The 18,183-nt window shown below is 37.7% G+C and carries 10 protein-coding genes; 5 read left to right on the forward strand and 5 right to left on the reverse strand.

Translation table 11 applies throughout. From position 1 onward, the window contains the following. The first annotated feature begins 236 nt into the window (after positions 1-236). Both FJR38_RS21895 and FJR38_RS21900 read left to right on the forward strand, forming a co-directional pair. Positions 237-836 (forward strand): hypothetical protein, encoded by a 600-nt coding sequence (locus FJR38_RS21895; RefSeq protein ID WP_168492753.1) that lies wholly within the window; start codon positions 237-239, stop codon positions 834-836. Between the two features lie 25 nt (positions 837-861). Continuing rightward, complete coding sequence (locus FJR38_RS21900; protein ID WP_174764090.1) at positions 862-1,638, forward strand: cobalt-precorrin-6A reductase; 777 nt, start codon at positions 862-864, stop codon at positions 1,636-1,638. Here the strand turns inward: FJR38_RS21900 and FJR38_RS21905 are convergent. Then, positions 1,635-4,547: a tetratricopeptide repeat protein gene (locus FJR38_RS21905; RefSeq protein ID WP_168539403.1), complete on the reverse strand. Its 2,913-nt coding sequence runs from the start codon at positions 4,545-4,547 to the stop codon at positions 1,635-1,637. The genes FJR38_RS21900 and FJR38_RS21905 overlap by 4 nt on opposite strands. Positions 4,548-4,742: 195 nt before the next feature. Then, a complete protein-coding gene (locus FJR38_RS21910) occupies positions 4,743-5,390 on the reverse strand; it encodes a hypothetical protein (protein ID WP_168539592.1) in 648 nt (215 codons plus the stop codon). A 246-nt stretch (positions 5,391-5,636) separates the two neighbouring features. Here FJR38_RS21910 and FJR38_RS21915 point away from each other — a divergent pair, with 246 nt between their 5' ends. Then, positions 5,637-7,562, forward strand: a complete 1,926-nt coding sequence (locus tag FJR38_RS21915) for a DNA polymerase III subunit gamma/tau (RefSeq protein WP_168539405.1) — start codon at positions 5,637-5,639, stop codon at positions 7,560-7,562. A 48-nt stretch (positions 7,563-7,610) separates the two neighbouring features. Here FJR38_RS21915 and ebsA read toward each other — a convergent pair whose 3' ends face one another. Together ebsA and ftsH are read right to left on the reverse strand one after the other, a co-directional pair. Continuing rightward, positions 7,611-7,997 carry a type IV pilus biogenesis protein EbsA gene (ebsA, locus tag FJR38_RS21920; protein ID WP_168492740.1) on the reverse strand — a complete coding sequence of 129 codons (387 nt, stop codon included), beginning with the start codon at positions 7,995-7,997 and terminating at the stop codon, positions 7,611-7,613. Between the two features lie 293 nt (positions 7,998-8,290). Beyond that, complete coding sequence (gene ftsH / locus FJR38_RS21925; protein WP_168539407.1) at positions 8,291-10,177, reverse strand: ATP-dependent zinc metalloprotease FtsH; 1,887 nt, start codon at positions 10,175-10,177, stop codon at positions 8,291-8,293. A gap of 293 nt (positions 10,178-10,470) precedes the next feature. Between ftsH and FJR38_RS21930 the strand changes: the two genes are divergently transcribed. Beyond that, positions 10,471-11,523 (forward strand): dipeptide epimerase, encoded by a 1,053-nt coding sequence (locus FJR38_RS21930; RefSeq protein ID WP_168539409.1) that lies wholly within the window; start codon positions 10,471-10,473, stop codon positions 11,521-11,523. Then, positions 11,507-12,553, forward strand: a complete 1,047-nt coding sequence (locus FJR38_RS21935; protein WP_168492734.1) for a DUF1611 domain-containing protein — start codon at positions 11,507-11,509, stop codon at positions 12,551-12,553. The genes FJR38_RS21930 and FJR38_RS21935 overlap by 17 nt, the downstream gene beginning before the upstream one ends. A 51-nt stretch (positions 12,554-12,604) precedes the next feature. On the opposite strand, the gene FJR38_RS21940 is transcribed toward FJR38_RS21935, so the two are convergent. Beyond that, entirely contained in the window at positions 12,605-18,019 is a 5,415-nt protein-coding gene (locus FJR38_RS21940) for an ATP-binding sensor histidine kinase (RefSeq protein WP_168539411.1), read from the reverse strand. Between the last annotated feature and the right edge of the window lie 164 nt (positions 18,020-18,183).

The raw sequence follows: 18,183 nt of genomic DNA on the forward strand, positions 1-18,183 counted from the left end.
GATTTAATGTTTTTAACTTAACCGACAAGTATTGAGTAGAGAGGTGCTGCTAGAACGTCTTTACTTGATATTAGGCTTTAAATTGGCATCTGCTATAAAGTGAAGCACAGAAATTAATAAAAATTTTGATCCGTCGAGATTTCTCGGTTACAAGTCCACCATACAATTGAATTAAATCAACCATATTGATGATGAGAATATAGCTTTGAAAAATCAAAATTTATACTCGCAAGATCATGAAACAAGTAAAAATACCAAATGATTTAACACAAAAATCTAGGGAGAAAAACAGAGAAGAGAAATTGATCAGTGATGTTGAACTATTATTAACAACGTTGGTTTATCAGGAAGAAGCTATAATTAAGGCAATTTTGGATTGTCTCTATGATGTGGGATCAACTAATTTGGTAAATCAGAAGTTCAAGTTGGGAACTTTGAATAAAACACTGAAATTTATAACTAAAATGTCTAAGCCTGCATTTAAACTTTTGGCTTGGCAATGGTTTAAGAAAAATTGCCCGAATTTGATTACTCAATGGTTGCAAAGTAAAGTTGCTTTTCCTCGTGTAGAAAACCCTCAAATAGAGGTGGTGGGGGAAAATGAAAATCCGAGTTTAGTTTATGCTCCCCCGTATCCAGAGCAGAATCAGATACAGCAGGTAAAGCGTCTTCATTCCCAGGTAAAATTGCTAATCAGTCTTTTAGTGACTGTGGTGACAATGTTTAGTGGTAGTTTGATTTGGCTAGGTTATTCATCACAGCAAGCGCATTTGCAAACTGTGGAAAAATTGCAAAACCAAGTCAAAGCTTTGGAATCTATCACAGGTGATAGATAATAGCTTGTAAAAATTTTAAATTGATATGTTGCGGGTTTTAATTCTAGGTGGAATTGGTGATGCGGCAGAATTGGCTGCTAGGGTAGCAAATATTTCTGGTATTGAAGCGATCGCCTCTTTAGCCGGTCGAACCCGTGAACCTTCTACTCCCGTTGGTAATGTGCGGATTGGCGGTTTTGGTGGTGTAGTTGGGTTGGTTAGTTATTTGCGAAAAATGCAAATTGATCTCTTAATTGATGCTACTCATCCTTTTGCTAATCAGATTTCTGGGAACGCAGCCGCAGCCGCACAGGAAGTTGGTATTCCGAGATTAATGGTAATTCGTCCACCTTGGGAAAAACTAGAGGATGATCATTGGTTAGAAGTAGAAAATAATATTGCTGCTGCTGCTGCGTTGGAAAACCAAAGCCAACGGGTATTTTTAACAATTGGTAGACAGGAAATTGCGACTTTTGCACATTTGCAGAAATTTTGGTTTTTAATGCGGATGATTGATCCGCCAAACAATGATGTTTTAGTACCACCGGGTTTGATTATATGCGATCGCGGTCCTTTTACTTTAGAAAACGAACAGGAAATTTTACTCAAATACAATATAGATACTATTGTTAGTAAAAATAGCGGTGGTAGTGCTACCTATCCTAAAATTATTGCCGCCCGAAAACTAGGAATAAAAGTTGTGATGGTAAACCGTCCACCTGTACCCCCAGGAGAACAAGTTCCAGATGTGGAAAGTGCTATCAAATGGCTAAAAATTAAACAATTGACAATTGTTAATGATCAATTGTCAATTACCAATTAATAACTGAGAAAATCCTTAGAAATAGCAAAGGTTTCGCTCACAATTTCCGATGCTAACTGATCAAATTTGAGTTGAGGATAAGTTTTACTACCATTAATTTGATGCCAAGATGAAAATGACTGAGATTGTAAAGAAATCCCTATAGCCACACTAGGTAGATAACTAATATTATAATCCACCGAATTTAAAGACGAGATTGCAGAAAAAGACAGATTAAATAAACTGTGTAAAGGTAACTTGTACAAATCACGATGGGGAATTAAGATGATTGTATCTATCCCTTCTAATTCTTGAATAATTATCGGAATATTCAAGATATTTTGTAATTCCAAAACTTTGGATGGAATTGCTAATTGTTGCCAATCTGCTAACCAATTTTCAAATTCAATTAAACGTCGTACTGCTTCTGGTATAGCCTCAATATCTTGTATAGGCGTAAGTAGAAGAATGGGAGACGGTGCTTGATCTTTGATGATAAATGTGTGTAAAGCGGCTGGGCTAAAATGCCAGTAAATTATGGCTGTGGAGGGATTAAGTAATTGTTGAATAGATGTATAGTTAACATTGTTAATGTGATAATTTGCTTCAGACATTAACCAATGTAAACAACTATTTTTACCTTGTTCGGCAATTTCCCAAGCTTCTACTAAGTCTCCTGTATTTACAGACAAATCAACGGCTAGTTGTCCCAATCCAGCAAATTTCAGTGCTAGTTGCTTTTTATTTTCATCAGAACGAGTGGGGTGAGTGAGTAATTGTTGTAATAATTCCATACCCCATTTTTGCAATTCTTGTGCAGTTGCTGTTTCTCCCAAACAGATCAGCATTTTGGTCAGAGATTGCAGAATTTCTAGATGCAATTCGGGGAAATCTTCTGGTGTGAGAGTGGATAGTGCTAGTTGATATTCAGATATAGCATGATGCCAATAATCACGAGGGTTGGATTCCTTTTTGCCTTGCTCATAATAAGTATTACCAAGAGCTATATGTAATCTTCCCCAGCCTTCTGGGTGAGTATCGGGGCGGAGATGTTTTAAACCTTCTTGATAACTGGCTAATTTGCCTGCATATCCGCCTAAATTGAGGGCGGGATTGGCAGAAGAAATGCTACTAACGACAATCAATGATGATTGGTGAGGGTTTAAATTACCAGCAGCAGCACCACGACCGAGCCAAGCTTCCCAGTAGTCTAGTTTAATTTGTAAAGCACTGTCATAGCAGGAAATAGCTTGAGCGAAACGTTCTAAATAAAATAGGGCTACGGCTTGGTTATACCAGGCGGGGTGGAAATCGGGTTTAATGGCGATCGCTTGTTGATAAGAGGCGATCGCATCTTCACGTCGTCCCAGGTTTTCAAAGGACACGCCCCGGTTATACCAGGCTAAATAAAATTCAGGTTGAACAGAGAGGGCTTGATCCCAAGATTCAATGGCTTCTAACCATTGTTTCAAATTAAACAGCACTACACCCCGATCAATCCACACCTCATGATAGTCAGGTTGGAGATTGAGGGCTTGATCATAACTAGCGATCGCTTCGGGATATTGCTCACCTACAGCTAAAGCTATACCTCGGTAGTACCAGGTTTCTGGATCTTGGGGTTGGAGATTGAGAGCTTGATCGTAACTAGAAATGGCTTCCCAGATTAAACCTAACTTTAATAATGCTAAACCCCGGCTTGACCAAGCCTCTTCATAATCTGCTTTAATCGCGATCGCCTGATCAAAAGAAGCGATCGCCCCATCAAAGTCTCCCAACTCGCCGAGAATACAGCCACGACTGTACCAAACCTTGTAGAAATCTGGTTTGAGTGCCAGTGTTTGGTCATAAGCGGCGATCGCCTCTGGAAACCGTTGCAAATAATAAAGTGTCAATCCCTGATTAAACCAATATTCATAAGCTCCAGATTCTATTTGACTTGCTTGCTCATATAAAGCCAAAGCTGTCAATAAATTCCCAGATTTAGCTTGCTGCAAACCTTCGTAAAATAAAATTTCCGCCTCATTAGCAACAACAATTTGCGATGTTTGACTATCCCGAATTGCCAAATCTGAAGCCAACTGCTGGACAAGATTGGTACTTTGCTCCAACCGCACTACCAACTCATCTAAAGTGGATGCTAACTGCGGTTCTACATTCGCCAAAGAATGATGCAAATTTTCCTCAGTTAGAGATACTGCAACTATTTCCTCAACATTCTGAGAAAATTCCTGAATTGTATACTCATAACTTAGCTGCTCAGTTTCCGACTGAACATAAACATCATGTAGATTTTCATTCTCAACATCTTTGACCAAAAACTCATCACTCAAATCGAAAGAGTAATCAGTCAACACCTCCTCAATTACTTGAGGTATTGGTGGATTAGTGACACTGTCTGTTTCCTGATATTCCCAAAGCTGTTCACCAAATTGGCGGAGCAATTCTTGTCCTGGACTATCTAACTCCTCTTCAGTGGGGATCAAGATGTCCAACTCCGGTAGCTCTTGCTTACGCTCATACTCTTGATTCAAATTGCGCCGCAATAACTGAATCCCAATATCATAAGCCAGGTTACTAACCTCACCCAGCCCCAATTCACCCAATTGCACCATCCGCTTGGCTAACTGATGATTGGGAGCAGGAGAGGCTAATAATTTATCACCAAATATCAACAGCCAATCTATCCAACGGTCAATAGTAATACGTGGTTCCATCCGCTGCAAATACTTCAACGCCCACTGTTGTCCTCGCGCTTGATGCACGCCTTCTAGTAGTTCGTTAAACAACAACTCTAGATCCGCATTCGTGAGTTCTGGGGGTTGATCTACCACCAGTTCGCCTTGACTAAACCGGGGATCACTTATCCCAAGGCTGCCAAAGGGGTACTTTAAAAATTTGTTAAGCCACTGCAAGAGCCACCTGAACATCTGCCACTTTATTGGGTTTTCTTTCTCCTAGATTGTAGCTATCGTTGTGTCAAAAAAATTATTAATTACGGAATGGACTACAAAATCTAGATTTACTCGCGTAAAAATACTGACAGCTACTTTGAACAATTAGAACATAATTACTGCAATTAGTCATCAGGAGATGGAGTCAAAAATTCTGTCCTCAGTCTTGGATTATGTAGAAGACTCATTAGCTTCATTATACTGATTCACCAAGGCTTGAATAATCACTTCTGGATTATCTGTTTCTATCCCTAATTGTTGGGCAACTTGCTGACACAAATGTTCATCCTGTTGCAACATAATCAGTAACTCCTCTAGAGTAACAGTTTTGTATTCTCCTTCTGGTGAATCTTCTGGCTCTTGCGGAGGTGCTGGGGGATTATTTTGGACAGCATCAGGTCCAGCATATTCCCAAATCGGTTCTCCTGGATTGCGTGTTAACACTTTCATGCCGATGTCATAGGACAGATTACCGATTTCCCCAACACCTAACTCACCTAATTGAACTAATCTAACTGCTAATTCATTATGGGGTTTGGAGGATGCTAATAATCTGTCACCAAAACGATTTAGCCATTCCAACCAGCGTTCTATGCTGACACGATGCTGAAGATTATGTAGCCATTTTTGCGCCCAAGCCTGTCCTTTGGCTTGATGAACACCTTCTAAAAGTTCTGTAAATAGAAATTCTAAATCTGTATCGCTCAGAGGTGGTGCTACTTGTTTGGGGATATTTTCTGGACGTGAGGTGAGATTTTTCTGACTACCAAACAAGCGCCGGAAAAATTTTTTAAGCCATTGAATTAGCCGCTTGAGCATCTGATACACCATTGATATTTGTTGCTTATTCAAATTTTAGCCATGTCGGTGACTCCCGTGGGTGGAATTAAAAATTAATAATTAAAAATTAAAAAAGCAGACTAGACAAGCTTTTTGCTAATTTTTCATAGTTGTTTAACTTACACCATCCTGTACTGGCGGCTATCTATCAGGGAAATTGCCATGAGTTGTTAGAATGGTAAAGCCCTAAATTCACCAGGGCTATACGGATTTAAACCTGTCTCCATGTCTTACGAACCCCTGCACCATAAGTATCGGCCAAAAAGTTTTGCTGAACTGGTGGGTCAAGAGGCGATCGCTACTACCCTGACTAACGCCATTCTTTCAGCGAAAATCGCCCCTGCCTATTTGTTCACTGGCCCCAGAGGTACAGGAAAAACTTCTAGTGCCAGAATTCTCGCTAAATCTCTAAATTGTCTCCAAGGAAACCAGCCAACTCCACAACCCTGCGGCGTTTGTGAAATCTGTCAGGGCATTACTAAAGGCTATTCTACAGATGTTATTGAAATTGACGCTGCCAGTAATACAGGTGTTGATAATATTCGTGAACTGATTGAACGGGCGCAATTTGCCCCAATGCAATGCCGCTATAAAGTTTATGTGGTTGATGAATGTCATATGTTAAGTACAGCGGCATTCAATGCATTACTAAAAACATTAGAAGAACCACCTAAGCACGTTGTTTTTGTCCTCGCTACAACAGATCCACAGCGGGTATTACCAACAATTATTTCTCGTTGTCAAAGATTTGATTTTAGACGAATTCAGTTAGAGGCGATGGTAAAGCATTTAACTTATATTGCTGCTAACGAAAATATTAATATTGCTCATGACTCTCTCACCCTCGTTGGACAAATTGCTCAAGGGGGATTAAGAGATGCAGAAAGTTTACTTGATCAATTAGCTTTAGTCGCTGGGGAAGTCACACCGGATAAAGTTTGGGATTTAGTGGGTTCAGTCAGTGAAAAAGACCTATTTGGATTATTAGAAGCGATCGCTCAAGATCATGCCGAAATAGTCTTAGATACTACTCGCAAAATCCTAGATCGAGGACGAGAACCCCTAATCATCCTCCAAAACCTCGCCGCTTTTTACCGAGATTTACTAATAGCCAAAACCGCTCCCAATCGTCAAGATTTAGTTGCTTGTACTCAATCAACCTGGACAGCATTAGTCAACTTTGCCCAAAAACTTGATACCAGTACAATCTTGCGAGGACAACAACACCTGAGAACAGCAGAAGTCCAACTCAAAAACACCACTCAACCCCGTTTATGGCTAGAAGTAACATTACTGGGATTATTACCCAGCGCCAATATTCAGATCCAGCCTGTAAATATCCCCCAGCAAGTTCATACAACCTCTGTAACCCCAGCTTACCCTCCTGTTTCTGCACCTCCACCAACATATCCAACTCATTCACCACCCACACCCATCCCAGAACCTGTATTTGCACCACCTCCACCTATTGACAATCAACCAGCAGCAGTACAACCAGTTGGAGAAGGTTCACAATACGACGTAACTCAACTGTGGCAGCAAGTTCGTGGACATATTCAACAGTTACCCACCCAAGCATTGTTGGGGCAAATGTGCCATTTAATTGAGTTCAATGGTTCTCATGCCCGGATAGGCGTAAAAGCAGTTTGGTTTGATAAGGTGAAATCTTATTTACCTATCATCATCACAGCTTTTAGGCAAACCTTCCAACAGGAAATTCAAGTCTCTTTAGAAAAAGTCACATCTGCAAACCCTACATCTACTAGGAGAAATCCACCACCACAAACTTCTCCCCCTGTACAACAACCATCCCAACCTACTTACAACCAGCAAATCCCCACTCCACAACCCACTCCACAAGCGCCTCCAGCCGTACCACAGCCAGTACCGACACCGTTACCCGAAATGGTAAAAACTGAGCCTGTTGTTACCAACACAGCGCCCGTAAAAACCATTTCTCCACTACCAGTGCAACCATCCCCATCAAACTGGGATCATGATGGCGTAGTCAAAGCTGCGGAAAGTTTAGCGAAATTCTTTTCTGGAGAAATCATCCGCATGACAGATGATACTTTCCATCTATCGAATTCTGTGACAGCTACTGAAACAACTGAGATATATGAATCCTACGTTGATGATGAATATATTTAGTAGGGGCGGGGTTTCCCCGCCCTCACAGGAGTCAGGGGATATCTTGACTCAATCGTCTGCGCGTAATAATTTGCGGTAAAAAGGTTTAGAAAAATCAGTAATGCGATGGCGCTTATAATTTTCCATCAGTTCAATCAAAAAATTAATAAATTCAAAACTAGCCATCATTACTTCATAAGTTAGATCAGAATCAGTATCAAACTGCATCCGGCAACGAGTTAAATCGGAGGGTAAGGTGGCAACATTCCAAGTAGCAACAAAGGAAATATTATCACTGGCTTCAATTTTACGGTGTCCTTCTAATACGCCTTTTTGATAAAGACTAATAGCATAGGGTAATAAATTTCGCTTGTTCCCCTGAATATACGGTAGATACACTGTGGCTTGTTGCTGACTTGCTGGTTGGAGTTGATCAAAAGACGTATTACCAGACATCGTTGTAGATTCCTTAAATTAACTAAGAATTGGTGATCCTATCGTTTTCTCAATAGTATTCCGCAGAATATATTTACTTTTTAGCAGTATGTATATAAAATAGCATTCAAATTTCCCTCCACCAGTGAAAAATTTTTCTAGAACAGTTTTTTTGATGTGATTTCAAAAGAGTCTGGATTTATGCAACTGGCACATTGGTAAGGTGCGTCAGAAAGCAACAATCTGTTTATTTGCAGAATTTATGCAATCTGACGTGGTTGGTGAGCTTGCCGAACCATACCCTACAACTAGAACTAATAAGGTACGGCTACTTGCTCATTAGTGACTTCGAGTTTAGAGTAGTCGGCGACAATTGTCCGGAACACATCACCATCAATGGTTTCTTGTTCTATGAGCAAATCTACAACACGCTCTAAAATTAAACGGTTTTCTTGTAGTAGTTCCTTAGCTTGAACATAGCTGCGGTTAATAATTTCCCTGACTGTGGCATCAATTTTAGCGGCGATTTCCTCAGAATATTCTGATTTATTCATCCAGTCACGCCCTAAAAATACCTCATTATTTTGATTTTCCAAAGAAACCGGACCCAAATCAGACATCCCAAATTTAGTTACCATTTGTCGTGCCATATTGGTAACTTGTTGTAAGTCATTTCCTGCACCTGTGGTCACTTCCGCTTTCCCAAAGACGATTTCTTCTGCTGCCCGACCGCCCAAAGCAGCGGCAATTCGGGCTAAAATTTGGGAACGGGAAATTAAACCTTGTTCTTCATTGGGAGTAAACCAAGTTAAACCTAATGCTTGTCCTCTAGGAATAAGAGTAACTTTTTGTACAGGATCATGACCTTTGACTAAAGTACCTACCAAAGCGTGTCCGACTTCGTGGTAAGCAATCAGGCGTTTATTTTTGCTATCTACTAAAGCAGTTCCTTCCATACCGGCAACTACTCTATCTATGGCATTATCAATTTCTAAATCGGTAACAGCTTCTTTGCGTCTTCTGGCTGTGAGAATAGCAGCTTCATTGAGTAGATTGGCTAAATCTGCGCCAGTAAAACCAGGAGTTCTGCGAGCGATCGCTTCTAAGGATACAGTAGGATCAATCTTTTTATTTTGAGCGTGGACTGTCAAAATATCCTGTCTTCCTTTCAAATCTGGGACATCCACAATCACCTGTCTGTCAAAGCGTCCGGGACGTAACAAAGCTGAATCCAGGACATCTGGGCGGTTAGTAGCAGCAATAATAATAATTCCCGTATTCCCTTCAAAACCATCCATTTCCGTTAATAGTTGATTGAGGGTTTGTTCCCGTTCATCATTACCACCACCAATACCAGCACCCCGTTGACGACCTACTGCGTCAATTTCATCAATAAAGATCAAACAAGGAGCATTATCTTTAGCTTTTTTGAACAAATCACGGACACGGGACGCACCAACACCGACAAACATTTCTACAAATTCCGAACCAGACATACTGAAAAATGGTACACCTGCTTCCCCGGCGATCGCTTTTGCGAGTAAAGTTTTCCCAGTTCCCGGCGGTCCAACTAACAGCACACCTTTGGGAATTTTTGCTCCCACAGCCGTAAATTTTTCTGGCTGTTTTAGGAAGGTAACAACTTCTTGTAATTCTTCTTTTGCTTCTTGGACTCCAGCGACATCATCAAATTTCACCCCCGTTTTTGCTTCCATTTGAAACCGAGCGCGAGATTTACCGAAACTCATAGCTTGGTTAGAAGCATTTGCTGAACGACGCAGGAACAACAGCATTAAAGCCACCAGTGGTAAAATCCACATTAGATTGATTAACAACCCAACAGCGGCTCTATTACCAGCAGAGGAAACTTCGCCAAAATCAACGTTTTTTTCTTTAAGTTTATTAATTAACTCCGGATTTTGATTTAAAAGTCGTACCTGTAAAGGAGGTGTATCTGGCTTTTGTCCAGCTAAATAAACCCTAGCTGTCTGCTCAACTTGATCCAACTCTACCTTTTTAATTTCCCCTTTATCAGCCTTCTGGATTAATTCTCCATAGCTTAAAGTGTTACGCTCTGTTTTTTGCTGCGCTGATACGGGACTACCACCGAATGCTCCCGGCAACATCATCAACCCAGCCGCGATAACTCCAGTCAAAACATGACGCTGGTTCATTAGACCTTTTTTGTCGAAATTTCTCATAAAATTTACCTTTTATCTATTAGCAAAAGCTGAGAGGATGTTTTATGCCCTTTTGTCTCAGAAATGGCCATTTGTAGAAATTACAGTTCTCCTATCTAGTTTAACTGCCAGACCTAACTATTGACAGGTGACAGAGAAGAAGGTGACGGTTCAACAATTGACAATTGACAATTGACAACGGACAACTGATAACTGACAACGAACAATTGACAACGGACAACTGACAACTGACAACTGACAACTGACAACGGACAACTGACAACGGACAACTGACAACTGACAACTATATATTTATGCAAATAAATTTTCAAAGCTTTACCGTTAACAAGCGATTTCCCTTAACCATTAGTAGAGGGACAACAGCACAAACGACAAATATCTGGTTACAAATTGCCCAAGAGGGAATTGTCGGTTGGGGAGAAGCATCTCCTTTTGGTGTGGGCAACCATAGGCAATCTACTGAGCAAATCCAAGAGGGGTTGCAGCAAATTACACCGATTCTACAAAAATTTAGCCCTTGGCAACGGCAAGAAATTGAGGCAGTATTAGAACGAATGCAAATCCCTTCCGCCGTTAAAGCGGCTGTGGATATGGCATTACATGATTGGTTGGGTAAGCGGGTGGATTTACCATTGTGGAAACTTTGGGGACTAGATAAAAATGCGATCGCTCCCACTTCTGTAACAATTGGTATTAATTCCCCAGCAGGTGCAAAGGCCAGGACGCAAGACTGGTTACAATTTATGGATGTGCAGTTATTAAAAGTAAAATTAGGTTCAACCGAGGGAATAGAAGCAGATCAAAAAATGTTGTTAGCGGTATGGGAAGCAGCCGCAGGAAAAGATGTGTTTGTTGACGCTAATGGTGGTTGGAGTTTGGCGGATGCTATAAATATGTGTGGTTGGTTAGCTGACTTAGGGATAAAGTATGTAGAACAACCTCTAGCCAGAGGTGAAGAAGCAAATTTAGCTAATTTGCAAAAAAATTCCCCGTTACCAATTTTTGTGGATGAAAGTTGTTTTACCAGTGCTGATATTCCCCAATTAGCAGATCATGTAGATGGAATTAATATCAAGTTAATGAAATCTGGGGGTATAACCCAGGCTATGAGAATGGTGCATACAGCCAAAGCCCATAATTTACAAGTCATGTTTGGCTGTTATTCTGATAGTTCTCTGGCTAATACCGCCGCATTACAACTTGCACCACTAGCTGATTATTTGGATTTAGACAGTCACTTAAATTTAATTGATGATCCTTTTACTGGTGCAGTCGTAGAAAATGGGCGAGTTTTACCGAATAATTTACCTGGTTTGGGAGTGAAACATAGTGCGTTTGTCGCTTAATCAAAAAGTAGCCATTCTTCTCCATGAAGGAATTACAGGATTGCAGGGAAAGACGGGTTTATCAATTTTACGTTACAGTGAATCTCAAATTGTCGCGGTGATTGATCAAGAATCTGTTGGTAAAAGTTTAGGAGAATTAACAGGTATTCAGCGAGATGTGCCAATTGTGGCATCTGTAACAGCAGCACTACAGTACAATCCAGACGTTTTAGTAATTGGAATTGCGCCTAAAGGTGGTGCTGTACCGAATAATTATTGGTCTGATATCAAAGATGCCCTGAAAGCGGGAATGTCTTTGGTAAATGGATTACATACACCAATGGCAAATATACCGGAATTAACCGCCCTCCTTAAACCAGGACAATTAATTTGGGATGTCCGCAGAGAACCAGCTAATTTAGATGTAGCATCAGCAATGGCGCGAACTCTGGCCTGTCGGCGGGTTTTGACTGTGGGGACAGATATGGCGATTGGAAAAATGTCCACCAGTCTGGAATTACACCGGGCGGCTAAGTTGCGGGGTTTACGTTCTAAGTTTTTGGCTACCGGTCAAACTGGGTTAATGTTGGAAGGGGAAGGGGTAGCTTTAGATGCTGTGCGGGTGGACTTTGCGGCTGGTGCTGTAGAACAGTTGGTAATGCGTTTTGGTCAACATTACGATATTCTGCAAATTGAAGGGCAAGGTTCTCTTTTACACCCTGGCTCGACGGCAACTTTACCTTTAATTCGGGGTTCTCAACCCACACATTTAATATTAGTGCATCAAGCAGGACAAACTCATAACCGTAATAATCCCACTATCCCGATTCCACCTTTACCGGAAGTAATTCGGATGTATGAAATTGTGGCTAGTGCTGCTGGTGCTTTTAAGCACGTTCCTGTGGTGGGGATAGCGTTGAATACGAAGAATTTAGAGGAAGTAGAGGCAAAAAATGCGATCGCTCAAATCATAGCAGAAACTAAACTACCTTGCACAGATCCTATCCGTTTTGGGGCTGGGTTACTATTGGATGCTGTTATGCAAAGTTAGATGTAAGATTTTCTGCACGCAGAGACGCTCCAGGCGCAAAGAGTAGAAGTTTTATTGTTGATGTAGTTTAATGGGAATTTCAATGATAAATTCTGTTCCTTTTCCGGGTGCAGAAATACAATCTAATTTACCACCGTGTTTATCTACGATGATTTGATAACTAATTGATAATCCTAAACCTGTTCCTTCTCCTACAGGTTTGGTGGTGAAAAAAGGATCAAATATGCGTTGTCTAACTTCGGGATTTATGCCCATACCATTATCTTTAATGGCAATTTGTACCCAATTATCATTAACAACTTGGGTACTAATCATAATTTGGCTAGAATTATTTTTTTGTTCTACTTGAGATGAATTTTCCTGCTGCTGTTTCAGAACATCAATTGCATTACTAATGATATTCATAAATACCTGGTTCAATTGGGAAGCATAACATTGAACTAAGGGAATATCACCATAATTTTTAATTACTATCTGATTAGAATAGCCTAATTTTTCTTGGAATCGAGGTTGTAAAATCATTAATGTACTATCAATTCCTTCATGGATATCTACAGGTTTCATGGCTGATTCATCAAGACGAGAAAAATTACGTAAACCTAAAACTATCTTGCGAATTCGTTCTGAACCTACCATCATTGAATTGAGAATTTTCGGTAAATCTTGCATGATAAAATCAAAATCATGCTCTTTTTTATAGTTTTCAATAATAGCTGAAGGATGAGGATATTCCTGTTGATATATATTCAGCATATTGATCATAAATTCAATATAATTGCTGGCGTGTTCAACATTAGCATAGATAAAATTTACCGGATTATTAATTTCATGGGCAATACCTGCAACCATTTGTCCTAAACTGGACATTTTCTCTGTTTGAATAAGTTGAGATTGTGTGGTTTTTAATTCATACATTGCTTCTTCTAAATGCTGATTCTTTTCATTTAATTCCTGAGTTCTTTGTGTAACTTTTTCCTCTAAACTCCTATAGAGTTGAGCATTTTCTAGAGAAATAGCAGCTTGGGAAGATAGCAAATTTAATATTCTCAATCTTTCAGTGGTAAAAGCTCCTACAGTTAGATTGTTCTCTAAATAAATGATACCGATTAATTCCCCTTTATTCAAAATAGGAGTACAGAGGATAGATTTTGGTTGATATTGAATAATATATAAATCATGAGCAAATTCTGGAGAATCTTTGACATTGCTAATTAGCAAATATTTTTGCGTATGAGCAACATAATTAATAATACTTAAAGGTAAATATTGACAATTGTTAATTGGTGTATTCGATAATTCATATTCATGCTCATTTATACATTGAGCTACCAAGACTAAATTTCCCTCTTTTTGCAAAATTAACGCAGATTTATTAGCAGCAACATTTTCTGATATCATCTGCATGAGAGTATGTAATAACTTGTCTATCTGAATTTCTGAAGAAATTGCTAAAGAGGCTTTAGTCACAGTTTCTAAATCTAATAATGCAGAAACACCTGTCAAACTAGGTTTACTAATAAGGGTACTTACTTCACCTTCTGTTAATTTAGTTTTTGTTTGATTAATGATAGGTTCAAGTAATTGAGGATAGGTTGTTTCCAAATTTTCAATTTTTACCTTCGCTCCCCAATTAGCATAACAATAATAAGCATCTATTAAGTAAGCTTTAGCAATTTTTTCTTTATTACAACCCAGGTAAAATTTAGCTGCTAGTTCATTAGCTAGTGCTTCCTCTTGAATATATTTATTTTCCTTAGCTCCCGCAATTGCTTGATCATAAAGCTCCATTGCTTGCCAATTATTTCCTAATACTCTGGCTTTTTCTGCTTCTACCAATTCATATTTATGTTGATAATTCATGGGGGCGTAATTAGCCCAATTTTTCATTTGTTCTTGATTAGATAGAATTTTTTCTAAAAATCGTTTTTGTTCACTTGCAGACTGATAAGGATATTCAGCTAAAAGTGATAAAGAATAGTAAAAATTATATTGACTAATTGTCACTTGTCCAACAACAAATTGCAAATATTCTCCACCTTTGATGGAATTATCAACAGCAATATTTGTGAAACCAAAGAAGTAATAATATATGGTTTTTGCTAAATATAATGAAAAGAGTGTGGTGGAAGCTTGAGTCTCTATAAGAATTGGTAATAATTCTGATTCATCAAAAATATCACCATCAAATATTTGTTGATTTTCATTAATTTCTAAAAAGTTAAAAACTAGCTGATACCATATTTTATGAAGTACAACTGTACCTTCTTGCTTGATGCTATACATTAAAAGGATATGATTTTTTAAATTCTCAAATAGATAAGATAAATTTTTACCACTAAGGAGCATATTGATATCATACATTGCACAACAGTAACCAAAGTATTCTATATCTCCAGTTTCCATTCCACTTTGTAAACCCTCTTGTAAACTAGTTATTGTTTTTCGCAAATGTTGTTTCCAAGGGAGAATATTACTATTCCACATCACTAAAACTCGGCATTTAATAGTTCTAGCATCAAATTTATCTAATATACTTAAAGCCAATTCACCATAACGATATCCAGTTTCAATATCCGCAAAGAAACCGCACAATAATAAACCATAATTCACATATCCATGAGCAGAAAATGGAGAATTACCATATTTCACAGATAGATGAATCATTGTAAATATAATAGCTGGAAATAGTTTTGGATCAACAAAATAACTAGCAGCAGTCATATTAGTTAAAATCCGCATGACAGCAAGTTTATCAGCAGCTATCATCTTTGGTAAATTGATTAAATCATCAACATTTAAGTTAAGTGGAGGTGTTGTTTCTAAATTCACTCCCAGCAAATTGACTAAAGTTAAACCTGTCTCAATTGCTCGTTGTATTTGCACTTGAGCCATATATATTTGTATTTGTGCTTCATACACTTTTACTTGATCAATCAGACTATTAGCATTTTGCTTAACTGCTTCTATATATATTTCTGCTTGCTCAAAATTAATGTTTAAATATTCTGCTTCTACAGCTTCAACATAAAGATTTAAAGTTAATTCATAGTGATATTCCCAACTATCTGCTGCTAAAAGTTCTAAACCTACTTTTAAATATCTGACAGCAGCTTCATAAGCGGTTGAAGATTTAGCTTTACAACCAGCAATTAAGTTTAATTTAGCTAATTCATATCTATCTAACTGATTTGAAATTAATTTCATCCCCATATTTAACTGATTAACTATCTCAAATATCTTTTCTTCTTTTTCCTCAAAATTACTATCTTTTAACAGCAATTGACCAATTCTTAAGTGTGTTGCTGGTTTATCCTCATCAGAAATTAATGAATAAGCTGCTTGCTGAACTCTATCATGGAGAAATCTATATTGAACTATAATTGATTCATTACTATTAGCTGTTAAATTTGAGTCAAAAATATTTAATGGTGATTTTTCATCATCTGTAAAAAATTTATAAACTTCATTTTGAGATATAATTAATTCTTCTTGTAAAGCATTCCATAACTCAGATGCTATTTGGATTTGGGATTTTTCGCAGACTATAGACAAGGTATATAAATCAAATTTATTACCAATACAAGCAGCTACTTTTAAGATATTTTGAGTATTTTTAGGTAATTTGTTTAACTGGGTTTTTAGAAAATTAACAACATCCTCATTATGATATAAAGCTTTGGTTGCATTAATATCACACTTCCAATAACCTAGACTAGAATTAAAGACAATTAATCCATCTTCATGAAGTGATTTTAGTAATTGATTTGTAAAAAATGGATTCCCTTGAGTTGTCTTTAAAAGTAGTTCAATGAGAGATTCAGTATGTGCTTCTGAACAAATCAGAGTATCTGTAATTAATAGCCGCAAATGGGATTTATCTAAAGGTTGTAACCTGATTTGATTAACAGTGACATTCGCTTTTTGAATATCATCTAAAGTCATGACTAACGGGTGTCCGGGCTTGACTTCATTATCTCTATATGCTCCAATTAATAATAAATATTTGGTGTCTTTTGCACTCATTAATAATTTGATTAATTTCAAAGAAGCTATATCAGCCCATTGTAAATCATCTAGGAAAATTACTAATGGATGTTCACTAGTAGCGAATACCTGAATAAACTTACCAAATAGTAAATTAAAGCGATTTTCGGAAGCATTACCTGTCAGTTCTGGAACTGACGGTTGTTGGCTAATAATATTTTCTAGTTCAGGGATAACATCAATAATGACCTGTCCTTGTTCTCCTAATGCTGATAAAATTTTCATTTTCCACTCTTCTAACTGATTTGTATTTTCAGTTAGGAGTTGTGTCATGAAACTACGAAATGCTTGTAATAATGCAGAAAAAGGAATATTTCGTTGAAATTGATCATATTTACCAGAAATAAAGTAACCTTTTTCCCGCACAATTGGTTTATGAACTTCATTAACAACAGCAGTTTTACCAATACCAGAAAAACCTGCTACTAACATTAATTCTTTATTCCCAGCACTGACATTTTTAAAAGTATTTAGTAAGGTAATAATTTCCTGTTCTCTACCATAAAGCTTTTCTGGAATCAAAAAGCGATCGCATATATCTTTTTCTGCTAATTTAAAATTACTAATTTCTCCCTGCATTAATAACATTTGTTGACATATTTCTAAATCATGTCTAATTCCTCTGGCTGTTTGATATCTTTCATCAGGGTTTTTTGCCATTAATTTCAAAATCATATCTGCCATAATTGGCGGAATTTGTGGATTAATTTCTCTAGGATTAATCGGTTCTTTTGCAAGATGACAATATACCAATTCTAAATGATTTTGACTATAAAAAGGTAATTTTCCGGTGAGTAATTCATAAAAAGTCACTCCCAAAGAATAAAAATCTGTGCGGTAATCTATCCCTCTATTCATTCTTCCTGTTTGTTCAGGAGACATATAAGTAAGTGTCCCTGCTAACACTTCTGGGTTTTTGATATCCGCAGTTTCTTTGGGTAATAGGGAAGAAATACTAAAATCTATCAGCTTAATTTGCTGCGTTTGAGAATTAATTGTAATATTTTTAGGCTTAATATCTTTGTGAATAATTTTATGATCATATAGGAATTCTAAAGCTTTGGTAATTGCGATCGCAATGGGTAAAAAAGAGATTAAATCTAAACTTTGATAATTAGCATATTCACTCAAAGATATACCTTGAAAATCTTCTAAAACCAGAGCATAACTATTGCCATATTTTTCTAAACCATAACATTTAATAATATTTGGATGATCAATTTGTTGACTAATAGCAAACTGATTTTTAAAAGCAATTAAATCCTGCAACCGGGGATATTGTGCATTGAGAATTTTGATAATAACTGGAGTCTGGGTTGTTTGTTGCTCACCACGATAAACTGTAGTTTTTTCACTAGCATAGATGAGTTCAGTAATTTTATAACCAGGAATAGTAATTGCACAGATATTGCTTTTGCTCATAAGGATAAAATCAGAATTACAGCAGTGAACAGGGAAATATTAACTGGGTTGAATGTATTTTTATATATGGCTTAATTCTTAACTTGTGTACCTCATTTACCTGCAATCTGCTGTAAATTACCTACGAATCCTGTTGGAGCTATAGGAGGTAATAGAAAAAAATG

This window comes from Anabaena sp. UHCC 0253, from assembly GCF_009712085.1.
GTDB lineage: Bacteria > Cyanobacteriota > Cyanobacteriia > Cyanobacteriales > Nostocaceae > Dolichospermum.